The sequence below is a fragment of the Bradyrhizobium sp. RD5-C2 genome (genome assembly GCF_019972155.1).
In the GTDB taxonomy this organism is placed as follows: domain Bacteria; phylum Pseudomonadota; class Alphaproteobacteria; order Rhizobiales; family Xanthobacteraceae; genus Bradyrhizobium.
In genome coordinates this window covers 74,398-93,171 of sequence record NZ_BOVL01000010.1, presented here as the reverse complement: position 1 = coordinate 93,171, position 18,774 = coordinate 74,398, and the positions used below count along the sequence as shown (strand labels likewise).

19 protein-coding genes are annotated in these 18,774 nt (G+C 64.4%); 7 read left to right on the top strand and 12 right to left on the bottom strand.

The genetic code is table 11. The features are described from left to right. On the top strand, positions 1 to 465 hold a 465-nt coding region (locus BraRD5C2_RS11215), incomplete at its 5' end, for a class I SAM-dependent methyltransferase (RefSeq protein WP_223968325.1). Positions 466 to 486: 21 nt separating this feature from the next. On the opposite strand, the gene BraRD5C2_RS11210 is transcribed toward BraRD5C2_RS11215, so the two are convergent. The 9 genes from BraRD5C2_RS11210 to BraRD5C2_RS11170 form a co-directional block, all read right to left on the bottom strand. Continuing rightward, a complete protein-coding gene (locus BraRD5C2_RS11210) occupies positions 487 to 1,158 on the bottom strand; it encodes a class I SAM-dependent methyltransferase (protein WP_223968324.1) in 672 nt (223 codons plus the stop codon). Between the two features lie 85 nt (positions 1,159 to 1,243). Beyond that, positions 1,244 to 1,873 carry a class I SAM-dependent methyltransferase gene (locus BraRD5C2_RS11205; protein WP_223968323.1) on the bottom strand — a complete coding sequence of 210 codons (630 nt, stop codon included), beginning with the start codon at positions 1,871 to 1,873 and terminating at the stop codon, positions 1,244 to 1,246. After that, entirely contained in the window at positions 1,870 to 3,129 is a 1,260-nt protein-coding gene (locus BraRD5C2_RS11200) for an MATE family efflux transporter (protein ID WP_223968322.1), read from the bottom strand. The genes BraRD5C2_RS11205 and BraRD5C2_RS11200 overlap by 4 nt, the downstream gene beginning before the upstream one ends. A 56-nt stretch (positions 3,130 to 3,185) precedes the next feature. Further along, entirely contained in the window at positions 3,186 to 4,478 is a 1,293-nt protein-coding gene (locus BraRD5C2_RS11195) for an O-antigen ligase family protein (RefSeq protein WP_223968321.1), read from the bottom strand. Beyond that, positions 4,475 to 5,590 (bottom strand): glycosyltransferase family 4 protein, encoded by a 1,116-nt coding sequence (locus BraRD5C2_RS11190; RefSeq protein WP_223968320.1) that lies wholly within the window; start codon positions 5,588 to 5,590, stop codon positions 4,475 to 4,477. Before BraRD5C2_RS11190 ends, BraRD5C2_RS11195 begins: the two co-directional genes overlap by 4 nt. A gap of 3 nt (positions 5,591 to 5,593) precedes the next feature. Then, positions 5,594 to 6,352, bottom strand: coding sequence for a class I SAM-dependent methyltransferase (locus BraRD5C2_RS11185; RefSeq protein WP_223968319.1), 759 nt, complete (start codon positions 6,350 to 6,352; stop codon positions 5,594 to 5,596). Continuing rightward, positions 6,349 to 7,161, bottom strand: coding sequence for a hypothetical protein (locus tag BraRD5C2_RS11180; protein ID WP_223968318.1), 813 nt, complete (start codon positions 7,159 to 7,161; stop codon positions 6,349 to 6,351). Before BraRD5C2_RS11180 ends, BraRD5C2_RS11185 begins: the two co-directional genes overlap by 4 nt. Before the next feature lie 13 nt (positions 7,162 to 7,174). Further along, positions 7,175 to 9,448, bottom strand: a complete 2,274-nt coding sequence (locus BraRD5C2_RS11175) for a polysaccharide biosynthesis tyrosine autokinase (protein WP_223968317.1) — start codon at positions 9,446 to 9,448, stop codon at positions 7,175 to 7,177. A gap of 349 nt (positions 9,449 to 9,797) precedes the next feature. Continuing rightward, on the bottom strand, positions 9,798 to 11,210 hold the full coding sequence (locus BraRD5C2_RS11170; protein ID WP_223968316.1) for an O-antigen ligase family protein: 1,413 nt from the start codon (positions 11,208 to 11,210) through the stop codon (positions 9,798 to 9,800). A gap of 478 nt (positions 11,211 to 11,688) precedes the next feature. Between BraRD5C2_RS11170 and BraRD5C2_RS11165 the strand changes: the two genes are divergently transcribed. From BraRD5C2_RS11165 to BraRD5C2_RS11150, 4 genes are all read left to right on the top strand, one after another. Beyond that, positions 11,689 to 11,952 (top strand): hypothetical protein, encoded by a 264-nt coding sequence (locus tag BraRD5C2_RS11165; RefSeq protein ID WP_223968315.1) that lies wholly within the window; start codon positions 11,689 to 11,691, stop codon positions 11,950 to 11,952. 197 nt (positions 11,953 to 12,149) lie between these two features. After that, the gene (locus BraRD5C2_RS11160; protein ID WP_223968314.1) at positions 12,150 to 13,385 is read left to right on the top strand and encodes a hypothetical protein; all 1,236 of its coding nucleotides are present in this window, start codon (positions 12,150 to 12,152) and stop codon (positions 13,383 to 13,385) included. A gap of 7 nt (positions 13,386 to 13,392) precedes the next feature. Then, complete coding sequence (locus BraRD5C2_RS11155; RefSeq protein ID WP_223968313.1) at positions 13,393 to 14,172, top strand: metallophosphoesterase family protein; 780 nt, start codon at positions 13,393 to 13,395, stop codon at positions 14,170 to 14,172. Next, positions 14,165 to 14,761 (top strand): hypothetical protein, encoded by a 597-nt coding sequence (locus tag BraRD5C2_RS11150; RefSeq protein WP_223968312.1) that lies wholly within the window; start codon positions 14,165 to 14,167, stop codon positions 14,759 to 14,761. The genes BraRD5C2_RS11155 and BraRD5C2_RS11150 overlap by 8 nt, the downstream gene beginning before the upstream one ends. A gap of 56 nt (positions 14,762 to 14,817) precedes the next feature. Here BraRD5C2_RS11150 and BraRD5C2_RS11145 read toward each other — a convergent pair whose 3' ends face one another. Beyond that, the gene (locus tag BraRD5C2_RS11145) at positions 14,818 to 16,260 is read right to left on the bottom strand and encodes an undecaprenyl-phosphate glucose phosphotransferase (protein ID WP_223968311.1); all 1,443 of its coding nucleotides are present in this window, start codon (positions 16,258 to 16,260) and stop codon (positions 14,818 to 14,820) included. A gap of 95 nt (positions 16,261 to 16,355) precedes the next feature. On the opposite strand from BraRD5C2_RS11145, the gene BraRD5C2_RS11140 reads away from it, so the two are divergent. After that, entirely contained in the window at positions 16,356 to 16,661 is a 306-nt protein-coding gene (locus BraRD5C2_RS11140) for a hypothetical protein (protein ID WP_223968310.1), read from the top strand. Positions 16,662 to 16,675: 14 nt separating this feature from the next. Here BraRD5C2_RS11140 and BraRD5C2_RS11135 read toward each other — a convergent pair whose 3' ends face one another. Further along, a complete protein-coding gene (locus tag BraRD5C2_RS11135; protein WP_223968309.1) occupies positions 16,676 to 17,050 on the bottom strand; it encodes a helix-turn-helix domain-containing protein in 375 nt (124 codons plus the stop codon). A gap of 667 nt (positions 17,051 to 17,717) precedes the next feature. Here BraRD5C2_RS11135 and BraRD5C2_RS11130 point away from each other — a divergent pair. After that, entirely contained in the window at positions 17,718 to 17,906 is a 189-nt protein-coding gene (locus BraRD5C2_RS11130) for a hypothetical protein (protein WP_223968308.1), read from the top strand. A 194-nt stretch (positions 17,907 to 18,100) separates the two neighbouring features. Here the strand turns inward: BraRD5C2_RS11130 and BraRD5C2_RS11125 are convergent, their stop codons facing one another. After that, positions 18,101 to 18,313, bottom strand: coding sequence for a hypothetical protein (locus tag BraRD5C2_RS11125; RefSeq protein WP_092125205.1), 213 nt, complete (start codon positions 18,311 to 18,313; stop codon positions 18,101 to 18,103). Positions 18,314 to 18,774 lie beyond the last annotated feature (461 nt).

Sequence of the window (18,774 nt, the reverse complement as noted above, 5' to 3'; positions counted from 1 at the left end):
CCCCCCCCCCCCCCCCCCGCCGACGGCACGCCGGCCGAACGGCTCACATTCCGGCAGATTCCGACCATCGCAAGCCTGCCGTTTGCGGATCGATCCTTCGACGGAGTGCTCTGCGCGAGCGTGCTGGAATATGTCCCCGACGTGGCGCAGTGCCTCGCCCAGATCCATCGCGTGCTCAGGCCCGGCGGGATGCTACTGCTCTCGATCCCTAATCGCGGATCACTGCTGCGCCAGGGCTACAAGCTCGCGCATGCGGCTTCGTCGCGCGTGTCGGCGCGGCCGCTGTTCCGCTACCTCGCTTTCTCCAAATTCGACACCACGCCGGCCCTGATGCAGAACCTGCTGCGGCAACATGCTCTCACGATGCTCGGCGCCAGCTTTGCCGGCTCCCCGCTCCCGCCGGCGCTCGATCGCCGGCCCGCGGTCGGCACGCTAATCAATATTCTCGCCCGCCGCGACAATTGATGCGGCGGGGAGTTCCCTGCTTCACGCCTTGATCGCCATCAGCGACTTGGTCACGCCGAGATATCGCTCACGATAGATCTTCGCGTCCGGGAATGTCTCCGTCATCTCGTCCCAGTCGAACAGGTGCCAGTCGGGCGCGGTCCGCTTGAACCAGAAACGGTTGAACCCTTCGATCAGCGATATCTGCAGTCGCCTCGGCAACAGGACGATGAATCCGGGCAGCCAGGTATGGCTCTCGATCGGAAAGTACCGGTACGGCGTCTGCACGTAGAACGACTTCGCGACCCGCGAGATCTCACCCGCAAAGCGGTTCTGGTGCACGCGCGCGATATCGTGGAATGCCGTGTCACTCTCGATCGTCACGACATCCTGCTTCGGCCCGGTGACATGCTCGATCACCGACGAGCAGAAGCAGAAATCGAACGCCTGATCCACGAACGGCAAGCGCTCGGTCTCCTGCAGCAGCACCGTCTTGAACCCGAAGCGCTCGCGCGCGGCCTGCAAATCGTCGGCCGATATATCGCAAACCGTGATGTCGGTATGGCGCGGCAGGATCGCGCGAATGTGCCGGCCGGTGCCACCGCCGAGATCGAGGATCTTTGCGTCGAGCGGCAGGTTCACGGTGCGGACGAGGAACTCGCCGCGCCGCTTGCGCGCTGCACCGGAAAATCGGGCTTGGATCGCGCCCAGCAATGTCAATCTCCTGCTATCGGTCGCGTCGGTCTAGCACGGCACACGCAATCCTTCACGCAGCGGTGCATCGATTTGCCGATCCCGCTCACTTGATCGCCTCGAAGAAGATCGACTCGTCCGGCCGGTTGTCGAGCCGGTCGATGTCGGGGCAGACCCCCTCTCGATAGGCCCGGGTGTGGGTCTCGGAACAGCCCGCCTCGCGGAACAGCGCCGCAAGGGAGGCGCGCGTAAAACCCCAGTGATGCGCAAAGGCGGCATCCCTGCGGCGCTCGATCTCGAACACGCTCTTGAGGAAGGCCTGCGGCGCGGCCGGATCGTACAGCGCGACGATCCTTTCCATGTCGGGGACGACGATGCGGCACACCCCGCCCGGCGCCAGCACCCGCGCGATCTCACGCGCCAGCCGCTCGACCTCGTCGGGAAACAGATGCTCGAAGACATGCGCGCTGAACACCGCCGAGAGGCTGCCGTCGGCGAACGGCAGCGGCTTGGTCAGGTCCATGTAGCGGAGCCCGGCAAACTTGCCCTGGCGATGCTCGGCATAGCGGGCGTCGCTGAGCAGGCCGGCGAGATGCAACGCTTTCGCCGCGGACGGCACCCGCGCGATCCACAGATGCATCGTGATGTCGGTGTTGATCCAGCCCGCGATGCCGCAATTGAAGGCGCCGATATGCAGTTTGGAGAGCGAGCGGCCGGATGCGTCGTCGTCGGTCATGTCCGCTCCCGCACCGAATTGGTCAGCACGACCACGATCACCGACGCCGCGCTGGAGGCCACCATCGCCGCAACCGCGCCCGTCACCTGCCAGGCCTCAGCCGCCAGCGGCAAAACGCAGCACAGCGCGACGAGGCCGGCGATCCGGCTCAGCATGAACCGCTGCGGCCTGCCGGTCGCAAACAACGGCAGCGCGAGGCCGAGCCACACCGCGTCGAGCGCCATCGCAGCCCCCATCAAGGCGAGGCTGCCGGTGCCGATCTCGTAACTCTGGCCGTGGATGACGAGGGCGAGCATGCGCTGTCCGAGCAGCACGGCCACCGCACCATAGGCGGCCGCGATCGAACCGAGCAGCACGGCATTTTCGCGCGCAGCAGCGGCGACCGCGCTGCGCCGGCCGGCACGCAGCTCGGCTGCAATTTCCGGCAGGCGGACCGAGAACATCGTCGCGCAGAACTGGCTGAGCGGTGCGAACACCAGGAGCAGGATCCGCAGCGACGCGCTCGCGTCCAGCCCGATCAGGACACCGCAAACCGGGATCAGCCCGATGCTGCCGATCCAGTAGGTGAGCGAGGTCGCGACGAACCAGCGGCCGTTCCGAAACAGCCGTCGCAGCGAGCCGCGGAAGATCCTCGTCCGCGGCCAGGCCAGTTCGCTGGTGTGAGCGAGCAGCAGGCTGCCGGCAAGCGCCGCCGAGATCGCGATGCACGCCATCGCAGCCGCAGCGCCGGTCAGTTTGAGCGCGATCATCAGCCCGGCCGAGACGACGAGCGCCACGCAATAGGTCAGCGACGACGCCACCGCGCGCGGCAGCCGCCCATCGAGATAGCAGATGCGGCGGAACATGCTTTGCAGCCGAACCGCAGGGATCGCGAGCCCGGTTGCGATCACGAGCCCGCCCGCGGTGCCGCCGACTGCTGCGATCACGAGGCCCGCAATCACCAGCAGCAGCCCAAGCACAGCCGAGACGAGCAACGACGACAGATAGAGGCCGAGCCGCAGCTGCGGCCACAGCGATTTCGGGATGCGATGCGCAGTCGCCGGCAGGCCGTCATCGAACAGGCCACGCAGAAACACCGCCTCGATCAGGATCGAGAACGACCAGGCGACGCTGAACCGGCCGAACGAACTGATATCGAGCACATTTGCCAGCACCACCGTCAGCACGAAAGCCGAGCCGCTGAGCGCCGCCTGATCGATCAGGCCGAGCGCGACATTGCCCCCGGCGCGCCGCAGCTGGCGGAGTGCTCCGCTCACGGCACCAGTGACCCTGGTATGGGCCGCCACGCGATCCAACCTGTCGGTCAACACACTCACGCCTCACTCACACGCAGTCTGGTAAACGCCCGTCGCAGCGCCATTTGCAGCTTGGCTTCAGGGCCGAAATAGCACCAGAACACCAGCACGCAGCCGAAATAATTATGCAGCAGCTGGCTCGAATCGTTTGCTGACGCGATCACGACGAACAGCAGCATCGCGAACGGTGCCAGCCAGTACATTCCGCGCCGCTCGAACGTGAAGACAATCGTGTTCCACAACGCGCGCGCCAGCAGCAGCATATAGAACGCGCCGCCGAGCAGGCCGAACTGGAGGAAGGCATCGAGATAGGAATTTTCGAACGAGCCGAACTCGGTGTTCCATGGCGCCATGCTCGTCAGCTCGTTCACAGGCGAGTTCGGCAGTTCGTTGAAGAACCCGGAGAAGCCGTAACCCAGCCAGGGGTGTTGCCAGAAGAAGTGCGGCCAGACCGCCCAGAGGAACGAGCGGCCGGTCAGATTTCCGCTGCGGCCGACCATCCCGTACAACTCGTCACTCGGCACGGCGAATGCGATCAGCGCAACAAAGGCGAGGCCGAGCCAGTAGATCGAGGCAGCTCCCCTGTGCCCGAGCACCACCAGCAGCAGCCCGAAGGTCACGGCGAGGGCCGTCAGCATGCTGATCAGCGGTCCAGCGGCGCCGGCCGCGGCGAGTGCAAAAAGATGACACCCCATCAGCAACAGCGACCAGCCGAATTGCCGCCGCGGCCCCGCGAGCATGCGCACGAAACAGATCAGCACCATGAGACCGAAAAAGGCGCCCGCGAGATTCTTGTGGCCGAACACGCCGGCATAGGCCTGAGTCCCGAGCACGGTCGGCCGATGCAGCGGGTCGTAGGCCCATTGCGAGCCGATCACCGGAAACAACAGCACGTGAACGATCAGCACCACGACCCCGATCCGGAACAGGGTGTCGACGAGCCGATCGACGGGGCAGCTGATCACGACCCAGGCCGAGAACATCGTGGTCAGGAGATACATCGCGAACTTGACCGACACGCCCGCTGGGTCGGCGCTCAGCACCAGCGACAGCAGCGCGAAGGCAATGAACGTCAGGTAGAGATGTGATTGCAGTATCAGCACGCCGAAGCGGCTCCGATCGACCGCAATGTGCAGCATCAGCACGATATAAAGCAGGAGCCACGCGCCGCGGAACAGCGTGGACTCCCCGGCCCGTTCCGCGAACGAGATGCCCTCGATGAAATTGAACAGGAAGTAGATACAGCCGAGCACCATCACCAGATAGGCGTGCAGAAAGACCTCGGTTCGAAACCACCATTTGCCGATCATTGCACGGCCTCCTGCCGGGCCGGCGCCCTCAAGAGATGATCGACTGCGGCTGTGAAGCGCGCCGCGGCGTCGGCAAGCGCATCTCGTCGCACGCTCTGCCGGGCCTGCTGCGACATCGCCTCCCAGCGCGCGGGATGCTCGAGCAAGCCGCGCGCCGCGTCGACCCAGGCCTGCTGATCGAGCGCGCAAACATGGCCGTTATGGTCGTCGCGCACCAACTCGCCGCCAGCCCCGACATGGGGCGACACCAGGCAGGGAACCCCGCATTGCAAGGCCTCATTGCACACCAGACCCCATGGTTCCAGCAACGAGGGCAGCAGCAACAGCCGCGATTGCAGGTAGACCTCCGATATCGCCTGCCACGGCACGTAGCTGTCGTGGCTGACATCGATGCCGGCGCCGCCGAGCCGCGCCAGCATGCTCTGCTCGGCAACGCCGGACCCGACCACGCGAACCTTTAGGCCGGGCAAGACCCGGCCGAGCGCGATGGCGACGTTCTCAAAGAAGATCGCGTTCTTGGCATCGTCGTTGATGCGGGCGCACCACAGCAGGTGAAATGGACGGTCGTGGAAGTCAGGGACGGTGTCCGGCGGATCCCATGCCGGCACCAGCGGCACCACGAACAGATCGTTGTCGCCAACACCCTCGCCGCGGAAATACGCCCTGCCCTTGTCGCTGCAGCACACGACCGCGCCGCACTGGCGCAGCAGCCATGGCCGCGCCATGCGATGATAGGCCGTGTTGGGCATCGTCTCGTGCCAGCCGTCGATCGTCAGCGCAAGCACCCTGCCGTTGGCACGCGCCCATGCCGCGCCGGCCAGCATCGAGGGATAGAGGCCGTTGACGAACAGCAGGTCGGGCGCCAGCGCGTTCAGGGCGCGCCCGATCCCGATATTGAGATGGGTGTAGCGCGACCGTGACAGCGGGATCGAGACACCAGGCACCGTGCGCGTCGTATAGCGCGGCGTGAACGATCCCGCCCAGGAGCGATCGGCCTCCTGCGCGGTACAGGACAGCACGGCGAGATCCAGCCCACGGTCAACCAGCTCGTTGTAGAGCCGGTTGGTGTAGGGTGTGATCATGTTGTTGAAGACGACCACGCGCGGCGCCATGGCTTAGCGGTCCCGCGGCGGCGGCGCCGCCTCGGCGCGCCGGCAGAGCGCCCCGCAATGATAGGTCGCAAGCCGGGTCGCGAGTTCGGGGCTGACCGACAACAGCGACTTCCGCACAAGGCTCTTGGCAAGGCCCTTCAGGCGCGATGAATGAAAGGCGTGCACCGGCAGGCTGTGATCATAGGTACCGAAGCCGGCAACATGGAGCCCCGCGGTCTCTAGCACGAGGCGGAACGTGTCCGGCGTGTAGAAATTGATATGGCCGATGTCGAGCGTCGATTGCAGGGCCCGACGATTGGTTCGCGCATGCAGCTCGCACGGCACTTCGAGATAGATGAAATTCCGCGCCACCCGCGCAAGCTCGCGCAGGAACGCGCGCGGTTCGGGCACGTGCTCGAGCACGTGGCTGGCATAAACGAGATCGAACGATCCGTCAGCGAACGGGATCGTTGCCCCGTCATAGCTCGACCAGCGGAACGGAGCTGACGCGGCGCCGTCGGTCTCCAGGTTGGTTGCGGGATCGATGACGTCGATGCCGGTGAAGTCGCGGCCGATCCCGATCGCGGACAGCCGCGCCAGCACGGCGCCGGTGCCGCAGCCGACCTCGAGCACATTGCCGACAGCGGCGGCGGACCCACCGAGCAGGCCGGCGATATGATCGGCCTTATCGACCGCGCAGACCCGGCGCCAGTCGCGCTCCTGCGCCGAATAGACGCCCTCATAATGCGCGTTGTGCTGTCCGATGCTGAATTCCATCGTCATGGTCGAGCCATCGCTGCGGGCGGCATTCGGGCAGGCTCGTCGAGGCGGTCGTTCGTTTTTTGCTCCGGATTGCGTCGCGCCGTCGGCGAACGGTGGTCGAGATCGTATCCGATGTCGGCCATGCTGCGGGTCAGGATGTCGACGTTGCGTTGCGGGACAGCTGCGAGGCCGGCCAGTGGCCTGTCCCGGTGCACCCAGCCGGGCCCCCTCAGGAGATCGATCGCCTCGGTGTACAATTCGGTCTTCACGAGGCGTGCGAACTCGGCCACGACCGCGTCCGAAAGGTCGGGCGGCAAGGCATCGAGTATCGCGAGCGCCAAGGCGCTGCGCTTGACGACGATCCAGCCTTCATTGGGCCCGAGGCGGTAGGACATCCGCAGCAGGTCGAAATTTGCATCACTGAAACCCTGCCTGATGTTGCGGAGCCAGAACAGCACGACCCAGAGATAAGGATCGGCCGGCGCGCAGCCGAGCGACTTGCGGACAGCCGCGTCGAGCTCGCCCAACCGCGTGTCCACGAGGTTGCCGGATGCGAGTGCGTTCTCGGCGAGCCGCAGCCGGATCACCGCCGTGTCGCGATCGATGGCCGGCATGCAATCCGGTCGCGTCGCAGCGCGCGACAGCAGCGGACCAAGGTCGCCGAGTTCCGCGTCGCTGACCGGCACGTTGCGCAGGATCAGGTCCCTTGCGCCATCGAGCCGGGTCTGGTCGATAAACACCGGCAAGGTGGTCGCACCCCAGGCGACCGACGAGCATGCGACCGCGGCCAAAAAGCCGCGCGCAAGCCAGATGGCGGCACGCCGGGGCATCCCACTGTGCGTGTCACTCGGTGTAGCCATATCGCCCATAATGCGAGTTGTAATAATAGTTCTTGCCGCCATAGCCGCTATAGCGGCTCATCGCGGCGATATCGGCCTTGTTGAGCACGACGCCGAGCAGGTTCTCGTTGACCGCACGCGCGCTGCGCAGCGCCCGCTCGACCACCTGCACCTGGGTCTTGCCCCATTCCACGATGAAGACGAAGGAATCGACGAAGTGCGCGGTGATGCGGACATCGACTACCGGCGTGAGCGGCGGGAAGTCGACGATCACGTAATCATAATGGCTGCGGACCCCGTCGATGAAATCCTTCATCTGGTCGGAGGCCAGCACCTCGTGCGAATGCGCGATGCGCGACCGTGTGGCGCCCGGCAGGAAGGCAAGGCCGGTCTCGGGATCGCGCCACAGCGTGTCCTGCAATGTCGCATTGTTCGACAATACGTCCAGAATGCCGCGTTCGGCTTTGGCGGCGACCTTGCGGCTCAGGGACGGATTTCGCAGGTCGCAATCGACCAGGAGCACGCGCGCCCCGCTCTGGGCGACCAGCTGCGCGAACACGAAGGCGAGCGTCGACTTGCCCTCGTTGGGCAGCGCCGAGGTCAAGCCAAGGATCTTCGACGGCTTGGTGACATTGAGGTCGGCATTGACCTTGATCGAGCGGATCGCTTCCGAGAACCGCGAGAAAGGTGAATCGATCGCCGCCCACAGCACCGGCTCGTCGCCGCGCTGGATCATGCGCGCGCCGACCGGCGGGCTAGGACGACCTGCCGCCGGCGCCTTGAGCTGGCTTGGCGAGAGGCGGGGAACGATCGCGACGCAGTCGGCGTCGAGAATGGTCTCGACCATGTCAGCGGTGCGGAACACCCGGTCATAGAGGTCGCGCAACACGCCGAGCGCGAGCCCGGCAATCAGGCCGCCGAGCGCCGAGAGCGCGAGCACGACGAAGGTCTGCGGGTGGCTCTTGCTCAGGGGACGCGAGGCACGGGTGATCACCCGCGCCTCGCTGACCGGAAACGACTGCTGCTGCACATTTTCCATGTAGCGTTGCAGGAAATTGTCATAAAGCGAGCGATAGGTCTGGGACGAGCTCTCGAGCTCGCGCAGCGTGACCTGCGCCTGATTGGTGGACTGCGACTGCGAAACCGAATCGTTCACGGCGCGCTCGATCTCGGTCTGCCGCTGCAGGGCGATCGCATAGTCGCTCTTGTAGCTCTCGGCGAGCCGCTTCAATTCGTCGATGATCGACGACTGGATCTCGCGCATCTGGTTGCGCAGATTGACGGCGGCCAGGTGATTGTAGCCGTAGCGCGACGACCAGTCGGCCTCGCGGTTGGAAAGCTCGAGATATTGCGAGCGTAGCTTGGTGATGACCTGGTTGTTCAGGGTATCGGCAACAGTCGCATCGGGGACGCCGCCCTTCACCACTGCCTCGATGCGGTCGAGCTTGGCCTTGGCGTCGGTGACCTGCGACTTCACCTGGAGCAGCTGAGTGTTGAGCTCACCGAGCTGCTGCTCGTTGAGCAGCTTGCCGCTGGACGTGACGATGTTGTTGGTCTTCTTGTAGTCGAGCACGGCGCGCTCGGCCTTGGATGCCTGGGTGCGCAGCTCCTGGATGCGGTCTTGCAGCCAGACACTGGCGCGGCGGGTCGACTGATACTTGGAATCGAGCTGCTCGACGATGTAGGCGTCGGCAACCGCGTTGGCGATCTGCGCCGCGCGCTCGGGATCGAGCGAGCGGAAAGAGACCTCGATCACGTAGGTCATGCCGCGGCGGCGGACGTCGAGCTGCTTCTCGAAGGTGCGGACCGCGCGCCGGGTCCGGTAGAATTCGTTGGGCGGCGCGCTGCCGGCAAACAGGCCGGACACGAAATCCAGCACCGCTCCCGCCGCGTCGGCCCTCGAGCCGATGAATTTCGGATCCTCGTTGAGCTTGAGGTCGCGGATCACCGCGAGCGCCACGTTCTCCGACTTCAGGATTTCGACCTGGCTCTCGACCGCGGAGGAATCGACCGGGAGGTCATTCACCGGCGATTGCTGCTGGGCGCCCTGGAGTTTGCGCGTGTCGATGATCATCGTGGCGAGCGCGGTATAGCTCGGCGCTGCCGTCGCCAGGTAGCAGATGCTGCCGAACAGGCAGAGCCCGGCAGTCCCGAGGATGACCCAGTATTGCCGCAGCAGATAGGTGACGAAGGCGTCGAAGGTTTCCGCCAGCGACGGCAGTTCGGCCGGACGATTTCTCAGATCGACGGGCGGCGAAATCTGGTTGCGCTGAAGCATCTCGTCCTATCGCCGCGCCGGCAGGATGCATCCTGCCCTCGCGTCCTCCAATGATCCCGGGAAGCGTTCCGTCGCCGACACCGAAGCGCGCTGCTGCTGAGAATCTTCCATTGGCGATCGCAAGCCCGCTCAGGGAGTAACTGTTGAAGCAAGCGCAGCGCCACCGGGCGCCGGGCGCGCCAACATCGCCAGGCGCGACGCGGAAAACCCGCCGGATCGCTCAAATGTGAACAATGCTATCTCCCTAACGAATACTAACAGTTCGTTAGCATAGTCAGGGTTATCGCGCCAATTAAAACCCCTGCCCGGCTGCGCCCCCGGGCTGACGCGCGAAATCAGTGTTAACTTGCTAACCGGCCGCAACACGGGCGTCACTGTCGCCGCGACCACCGCCGGCGGTCCTGCCGGAGCGGAAGGATTGTGACAGGCCCGCCCCGAGCAGGGCCGCAATAACAACGGCATAGCCGGTGATCTGCAGCGAGAAATCGATCATCGAATGGAGGGCGCCGGCGGCCGACGCGCAGAGCGCCGCGAGCGGCACGATCACGTCGCGGCGGCGGGTCCGCACGCCATGCGCGAGCACGCCGAAGGCTGCGAGCAGCGCGATCATGACCGCGCCGGCCATTAACATTCCGCCGCCGGACGCCAGCTCGAGCCAGCTGTTGTGGGCCCGGTTCCAGGTCCCGCGCAACGAGATGTCGTCGGTGCGATAGGCCGGATAGACCCATTCGAAGGACCCGAACCCATCGCCGAGCCAAGGATGATCCCAGATCATCCGCAACGTCGCGCGATAGGTCGAGAACCGTCCCTCATCCGACAGGCCGATCGTGCTGAAGCGCGCGCCGACGCCGCTGCCGAGCAGTTGCAGCAGCGCCAGCGCGACCAGACAGCCGACGCCGAGCGCCATGGTCAGGCCGTAGCCGCGCGGCAACCGGTTGCGAAGGAAGAGCGCGACAGCCGCGACTGCGGCAAGCAGCGAGATCCCGACGCCGCCGCGCGATCCGGTCAGAAACATCGCCAGCAGGCAAGTGAGCCAGCCGAACGCATGGCCGGCGAGCCGGCGCCGTGCCGGCATATCGAGGCGCGCCAACAGGCGTGGCAAGCTCGTTCGACGCGACGGCCAATGCCGCTCGATCAATTCGCAGCCGTACAACAGCCAGATCAGCGCACAGCAGCCATAATAGATGCCCGCCGTGTTGCGGTTGACGAAAGGAGACGTCAGCCACTCCAGATGGGCCTGCTTCTCGTGAAGCAGGTAGATCCGGGTGGGATCGATCGCGAAGGTGATGATGCCGAGGATCGCATAGACCAGGCCGGCCACTGCGACCGCCCGCAGCAACCCGCGCGCCAATGCGCGGTTCGCACCGAGCACGACCCCGATCGCAAAGCTGAGCAGGCAGACGATCCCGACGCCCGCGGAATAGAACGGCTGATTGCGCGCGATCGTCACGGCGGGCGGAAGCTCGGCGGGCAGCAATTTGCCGGCCTCTGCCCACAGCGCGTTCGGCGCCACGCCCAACCAGGGCCGCACCGCCGACTGCTCGTGCAGCACCAGCATAGCAAGCGCCGTCAGCAGCGCCGTTACCGCGAGGATTGCGAGCTGGCTCCCGCGCAAGCGCATCGGCAGCACCCCGAGCAGGGCGATCCCGAGCAGGATCGACCAGATCGCGGACGCGGCGCCGCCGACCGAGCCGAGCGGCAGTGGCGCCAAAGCGACGACGGCGCAGAACAGCCACGACGACCATCGTACCGGCCACGGCAATACCGTCGCCCCGCTTGAGCCGGAAGGTGATCCTAAGCGTGTCATGAAGCCGGCCGGGCCGGCTCACGCCCCAGTATCAGGGCGCAAGCTTGATTGAATTACGAAGTAAAGTTGCGGCGTGGGCGGCCACGATCGGATCGCTCAGCGTTACGGATCTGCTGCATGACATTGCTCGAATGAAATTCGTACGCGACACTCAAATGCTCCGGCGGAGCCGTAACACGCCGACTATCACAATCACAGGAATCCGCGATATATTGCATTACAATTGATAAAAAATGTTAGCAAGATGAGGCAATTCAGCGACACCCGCGCACGGGCACCGGGAGGCAAGCGGCCCGCACTGCATCGCTTGGGCTCTGATCTTGGGCTTCTGATCTTGGGCCTTGATTTCGTGCGACCTTCCGATGATTTGCGACGACCGGATTAACCCCGGCTTAGGACCCGGCCCGCTAATATGCGGGCGCAGGGTTTGGTTATGTTATTTGTTTTGCTTGGCAATTTGATCGGCGGCGCCGTGCTCGGGCTGCGCCAGCACTGTCTTGTGCTGGTGCCGGTGATGCTTGTCGAACTCATGCTGCTGGCCGCCATCGGCGTGGCGCGCCTCTCGTGGTCCGAGACCGCGCTGCTGATGATCATCGCCATGGTATCGCTGCAGGGCGGATATCTCGCGAGCGCCTTCGCGCCGTTGCTCCGGTCCCGCAGCTCGACGCCGCTCATCGCCCTGCGCCGCCCTCATTGACGCGGTACGACGCAGCCTTGCCTGGCGCGCCCGATTTCCATTGACCTCGCCGCGAGCCCGGGGCATCCCGCTGCCTTGCGTTCTCGTCGTCCGCAGGACCTGTTTCCCAAGGATTTTCCCAAGGATTTGCCCCTCCCGTGTGGAACGTCACGGCTTTCATCTGCATCTTGATCGGGGCATCGATTCCGGTGGGTCTCATGGACGCATCGCTCGCCACCGGCGTGGTCGGCGCCGCAACGTCGCTCGGCCTGCTGGCAAGCCTCAGGTCGATTCGTCCGGGTGAACTGTCTTTCCTGAAGTCCGTTGCCGGGCCCGCCGTTGCGGCAGCGCTGCTGCCGATGCTCTGGATCATCCTGCAGATGCTGCCGCTGGCGTTCTGGGCGCATCCGGTGTGGAAATTCGCCGGCGATACATTGGCTGCGCCGCTCAGCGGCAGCATCACGATCGATACCGGCGAAAGCCTTGGCGCGCTGCTGCTCTGGCTGTCGCTGCTTTCGGTCATGATCACCGCCGCGGCGATCGCGATCGATCCCCGCCGCGCCGACATGGTGGCCCGCAGCATTGCAGCGACGGCGGCCGTCGCAGCTCCGATCCTGGTGTCGTATAGCGATCCGATCAAAGCTTGGCTCGGCGCCGCCGACGCTGCGCGCGACGGGACGGCGAACGGATTCCTCGTCGTCGTTCTCATTGGCGTCCCGCTCGGCCTTGCGCGCGCACTCGACACCGGCCGACATATTGTTGGCGGCCGCACGGCGGCCCAGTCGACCCGACTGCGCCGGCTGCTCGCCGCCGGCGCGCTGTTTTGCGCCACCTGCGCCTGCTGGTACGGGCGGCACGGCGCCGCGATCGCAATCGCAGGGGGCATCGCGCTCGTCCTGATGACCTTCGCCGCGCGAAAACTAAATCTGCCTCGCTGGAGCAGCGCTGCTGCTGCGGCTGCGATCGCGCTGATCGCACTGGTCACGGCGATCGCCAACCGTCACCCCGACGTGGCGCTCGCCATCGCCTTCACCCATGCGCCGGACGAGCTCGTGCAGTCGACCCAAAATCTGCTCGCTGACCTGCCCGCGCTCGGCAGCGGCGCCGGCACCACCACAACGCTGGCATCGACCTACATGGACTGGCAAGGCGCAACCACGCGGCCCGTGGTGGCGAACAGCGCCGCCGCCTTGATCACGCAGTTCGGTTCCGCCATGTTCTGGACTTCACTCGCGGTTACGATCATGGGTATCGCGGCGTTCACGGCCGGTGCACGTAATCGCGGCCGCGACTGGTCCTATCCCGCGGCGGCGGCAGCCGTGTTGCTGACCCTGGCGCTCGCTGCCTTCACCTTGCCGGAATTGCCGGCCCTGCCCGGAGTGATCGTGTTGGGAGCCGTGATCGGAACAGGGCTGGCGCAGCGGATCAGCCGTTCACGGTTGCGGGCGGGCTAGACCACAGATGCGCAACCTCCTCCGGCGTATGATCGGCCAGACCGGCGACCTCGAACCTGGCGAGGGCGACGAGACCTGCATCTATGCCGTCGGCGATATCCACGGACACGCCGATCTGCTGCACGAGATCTGCGCGCGCATCGATGCCGATATCCGCAAGTTCCGGCCGGCGCGGCCGATCCAGGTCTTCCTCGGCGACTACATCGATCGCGGACCGGATTCGCGCGATGTGATCGCGATGCTCGATCAGCGCCGCCGCACGTGCAGCATGGTCTGCCTGCTCGGCAATCACGAGGCCTGCCTGCTGGAGTTTCTCGTCAATCCCGACATGCTCGCGCAATGGCGGCAATTCGGTGGCCTGCAGACGCTGATGTCCTACGGACTGACGCCCTCGCTCAATCCCGACGCCGCGGAACGGCGGGCGCTCGCGCAACAGTTGGTTCGCCAGATGCCGCCGGCCCATCTTGCCTTCCTGCGCTCGCTGCCGATCACCTATTCCTGCGGCCGCTATTTCTTCGTGCACGCCGGCGTCAGGCCCGGGCTCGCGCTGAAGCAACAGCGCAAGGAGGACCTGCTCTGGATCCGCGACGACTTCCTGGTGTCGGAAGATGATTTCGGCAAGGTCGTGGTCCACGGCCATACGCCGGTGCACGAGGCCGAGCTGCTGCACAACCGCATCAATGTCGACACCGGCGCCTACGCGACCGGCCGCCTGACCTGCGTCAAGCTGGAGGGCGCGCGGCGAAGCCTGCTGATGACCGGCAACCGGGCGGCGCGCCATGGCTAGCGCGACGACTGACGCGCCCCGACGGCGCGTGCGGCAGCTGTCGCCGGCCTTCATGCCGGCGGCAATCCTGATCGGCGCCGCGACGCTGGCGTTGTCGGCCTGGTGGCTCGCCGCCGATGCAATGCGCGGCAAGTCTTCGCTGGCTGCCGCCCTCGGCGTTGTCAGGAGCGAGCTGTGGCTCGCCGACGGCTGGAGCAAATTGCAGACCTCGCCCGAGGCGGCCGAAGCCGCCTTCACCCGCGCACTGCGGCTCTCGCCGATGGACGCCGGCGCCTGGTTCGGCCTCGCCGCGGCGACCGGACGGTTCGACTGGCTGAATCCGACCGCATCGAAGGCGCTGAAGATGTCCTACTACACCGGGTTCAACCGCAGCGACCTGATCGCGCCGCGGCTGATCCTGCTGGCGCAGGTCGATACCACGCGCGATGTGGAGCTGGTCGATCTGCTGCAGCGGCAGATCCGCCTGATCCTCACCCGCGCGCCGGAGCTGAAGGGCGCGATCGGCCAGGCCTATCGCGTGGCGACCGATGCCAACCGGCACATCATCGAGGCGGAATTCAAGGACGCCAACCAGAGCATCCCGGAGTAAGGCGCGTCGGCACGCGAACGGCGGTCGGATGCGGGATCCGTCAAGACGCCCAGCCGTCAGACGCCCTTATGCCGCAGCACCGCGCCGACGGTGCGCAGCAGGATGCGCAGGTCGAGCACGAAGCTCCAGCTCTTGATGTAGATGAGATCGTGCGCGACCCGCAGCTGCATATCCTCGATCGCGGGCGTCGCGCCGCGCAATCCCTGCACCTGTGCGAGACCGGTGATGCCCGGCTTGACGTGCTGGCGCTGCGCATAGCTTGCGATCAGCTTCGAATATTTGTCGTCATGCGCCAGCGCATGCGGCCGCGGCCCGACCAGCGACATGTCGCCGCGCAGCACGTTCACCAGCTGCGGCAGCTCATCGATGCTGCGACGGCGCAGCGTGGCGCCGATCCCGGTCAGCCGCGGATCGTTCGCGCGAGCCTGCGTGATCACATCGCCGTCCTCGAGCACGTGCATGGAGCGGAATTTGAGGATGGTGAATTGCTTGCCGTCGAACCCGTTGCGGCGCTGCCGGAACAGGACCGGCCCCCTGGAGTCGAGCTTGATCGCAATCGCCGTCCCGATCAGAAGCGGCGCGAACAGCACCAGGAGGCCGCTCGATGCCACGATGTCGAACAGCCGCTTGCCGGCACGCTCGACCGAGGTGAGCGGCGAGCGCTGCATTTCCAGCGTCGGTATCGGGCCGGACGCCACCATCCGCAGCGCCAGGAATCGCTCCGCCGTCCGATCCGGCAGCAGCCGCACCGGCAGCGGTGACGCCCGCAGCTGATCGCACAGGAACTGGATGCGCGGTTCCTCCTGCCAGGGCATCGCCAGGGTGATCTCATCCGCGCCGCACTCCCGTGCCGCGCGGATGGCCGACGCGACGGCGGCGCGATCACCCTCGTCGTCGGACAGGCCGGACAATTGGATCCGTCGCACCTCGCTGAGGCCGAAATCGCGCAGCAGGCTCGATTGCCGCACCCGGGACAATTCGTCCGCCATCCCGACCACGATCGCGCGGCGCGTCGCCAGCATGCCGCGGTCGATCGCGCGTTGCAGCGGCGCCTGCAGCAGCATCCGTCCGGTCACCAGCCCGAGGCCGCCGATCAGGCCAAACGACATCACCGACCCGCGCGAGACGCCGGTGCCAACCTTCAGAAGGAAGATGATCAGGGTCATCAGCAGAACGACCAGCAGCCACCCGCCGAGCAGACTGCTCCAGCGCCGGTCGAGACCGGCCAGCACCTGTGCATTGTAGAGGCCCTGCGACTTCGCCACGAACATGTGAAGGATGGCGGCGAGGACCCCGATCCCTAGAAAAACCTCGAAGCTGTTGCTATAAACCGTGTGGTAGTAAAACAGGTGATAGGCCGCGCCGCCGATGATGCTGGACAGCACGACGATGATCATCTCGAAGACGACAGCAAACGCTTCGAGCGAGCCAAAAGCGAACGAGAAGGCGCCGAAGCTAACCGGTACCTTCGCTATTCGAGCGTCCGAAAGGTCGGTCATCGGGAATTAACATTCGTGTTAACAATTCACATGTGTAATATCAGGCAGGTCGTGAGCTCGCAAGACCTGCCGGCAACATCAGGCAGAGAGCGTCTATGAGTTCATCGGCTGGCGAAACCGAGGCCGCGCTGCTGGCCCTCCTCCATCTCATCCGCCTAATGGGCGCCGAGCTCGTCGCCGGCCAGCACCGCGACGACGTCGAGGTGCTGGTCAAGGCGGTCGAAACAAAGCTGCGATCGGCCCGTTTTCCGGCTGAAATGCCGAACCAGGACATTGTCAAAGGCTTGGACCTTGCAGAGGCGAGGCTACGTCCAATCCTCGAGGAGCTGCGCGCAAGATCCGAGAAAGCGCATCTGAGCGACCAGCTGCTGCTGGCTCCCAGGCCCTCGCGTATCCACTAGCGGATCAGCTTCCGTCAGCTCTGGACTTCACCACGGCGGGGCAAACCGTTCCCGCCGCTGGACCTGAGCGCGAGCTTCTCCTCGATCTTCATTTTCTCGAGCAGGAGGTCAGTCACAATCCGGCGCAGCCGTTCATTTTCCAGCCGCAATTCGTCAATACGGTTGTGAACGTGGGGAATACCATCTCGATCATCGGTGCGAGCGGCAAGCTCGGTCACAGTACCATTCGGCTGATGGCCGCGTGCAGCCTCCTGCTTGCGCCAGCGGTGAAATGTCATCACGCTAACGCCCAGCACCTTGCACGCTTGGGCTTGTGACTGCCCCCGCGCCATGAGTTCCTCGGCTTGCTTGACCTTGGAACTGATCTCGTCAGTTGAATGACGCCTCATTGGTCATCTCATTGCCCCCTAGATTAGCAATCATCGCATGGCCTATAAGCTATGTAAATGCAACAGGAAATTCAAATTGAGGATTTCCCGGGGGACCTACGGGAGCCTCGAACTTGCCGTCGGCAGCGCCGCATTGTGCGAAGAAACATCGGAGCTGCAAGGTATTTACCGGAATATATGAGCAATATTCCTGCCGAAAGACGGCCTCACAGAAAAAGTTATACGACTTTCTGCGCATGACAATTTGATCCGGATAACTGGCGCACCGTTTGCATTCCCGAATGAGAAGCAAATGAGAACATCCAATCGGTCCCGCGACAGATTGTGAGTGCACCATGCCTCTCCGTGATAGCTACGCCGCCGGTCAGGCGAGAATTTCACAACACTCTAACAAATTAATCCCGCGACCTTCGCGTCCGGCAGCTTGCGGGCGCGCACGCGCAGCGGTAGTTACTGAGACGTTAGGTGTCATGAGAGTTTCAACATATTTGAGGATCATTTTCAGGAAACCTAACACCCATAGCTCGATCCGCGAATTATCAATTAGGCGCTTTCCCACCCGAGGCCCTCAGGCGGAACCACGACCGCCCGATCATCCGCGAACTATTCTGTGCTGACGCTTGTCAGAGCCAGTCTCTGACCAACACATTTTACGAGGATCGACACTATGGCGCGTCTCAAGGTCTTCGAGGGGAAGCAGTCCGCGTCCAGCGAGGCGACCGACGCCCTGGAACGTCTCGTCGCGGAGAATTCCGAGCTCCGGCATACCGCCGTCGAGCTGGTCTTGCAGACTTGGATCCTGCGCGAGCGCCTGTCCTACATCGTGGCGCACAAGCCGGTGCGGCAAGAGCACTGACTGCCCTGCCCTCACGACCACAGATTGTCCGCGGCAAACATTGGCCAGATCGAGCCGGCTCGCCCAAACGAGGGTCGGGCGGGACAACGTTCAATTTAAAATTGAATTGTTCATAGCGGCAGGCGCCGACATCCTCGCCAGACTGGCTTGGATGTGGCCGCAAATTCTGCTCGGTGAGAAATAGGCTGACGACTTTAGCTGTGGTGAACCCGGCGCAATGCGACGCGCGGAGCGTTCTGCTCACGCGACATGCCGAACGAACGAGACGCCCCCGGACGCTCGTGGATTTCACGCAACGCGGCGATATCAAGCATCAGCGCAACGACTTCGTTGCGCAGCGATTGATTGGTCGCGAGCAACGCCTCTTCGATTGGCTGATGCGAATGTTGAACTTTGTGCTGCTTCATGGCGCGCCCTCGCTCTGCGGTTAAGGGTATGAGCGATGTGATTGAAGTTTCGATGACAGAGTTAGATCACGCACATGGAATGCGGTTAATGGGGCAGGTTTGCGACGAACGTGGCTCCGCGTTAAATTTTCTCAACCAGGTTCCACAACCTGATCGCGAAAAGTTCGATCGATGGCCTTATATGTGTCGTGGCGATGGGATGTCAGCGGCAGCGACGAGACGCGCGGCCAAAGAGCGCAGCTGGAACGGACCGTGAGGCGCGACCAAGAGCATGAAATCATTTGACGATCGTTGATCGCGGCGATCGCGGTCGAAACCGGCGACGCGCCTGCCGGCTATCACAATGTCGCCGCGTCAACGGCTCGGGACTTGATGAGGTGTTCCAGCCTCGAACCAGATATTCCACCAAACACGGCGTGCACACACTAAATCTGCTGCTTTCGATCAATCGGTTTTTTCGC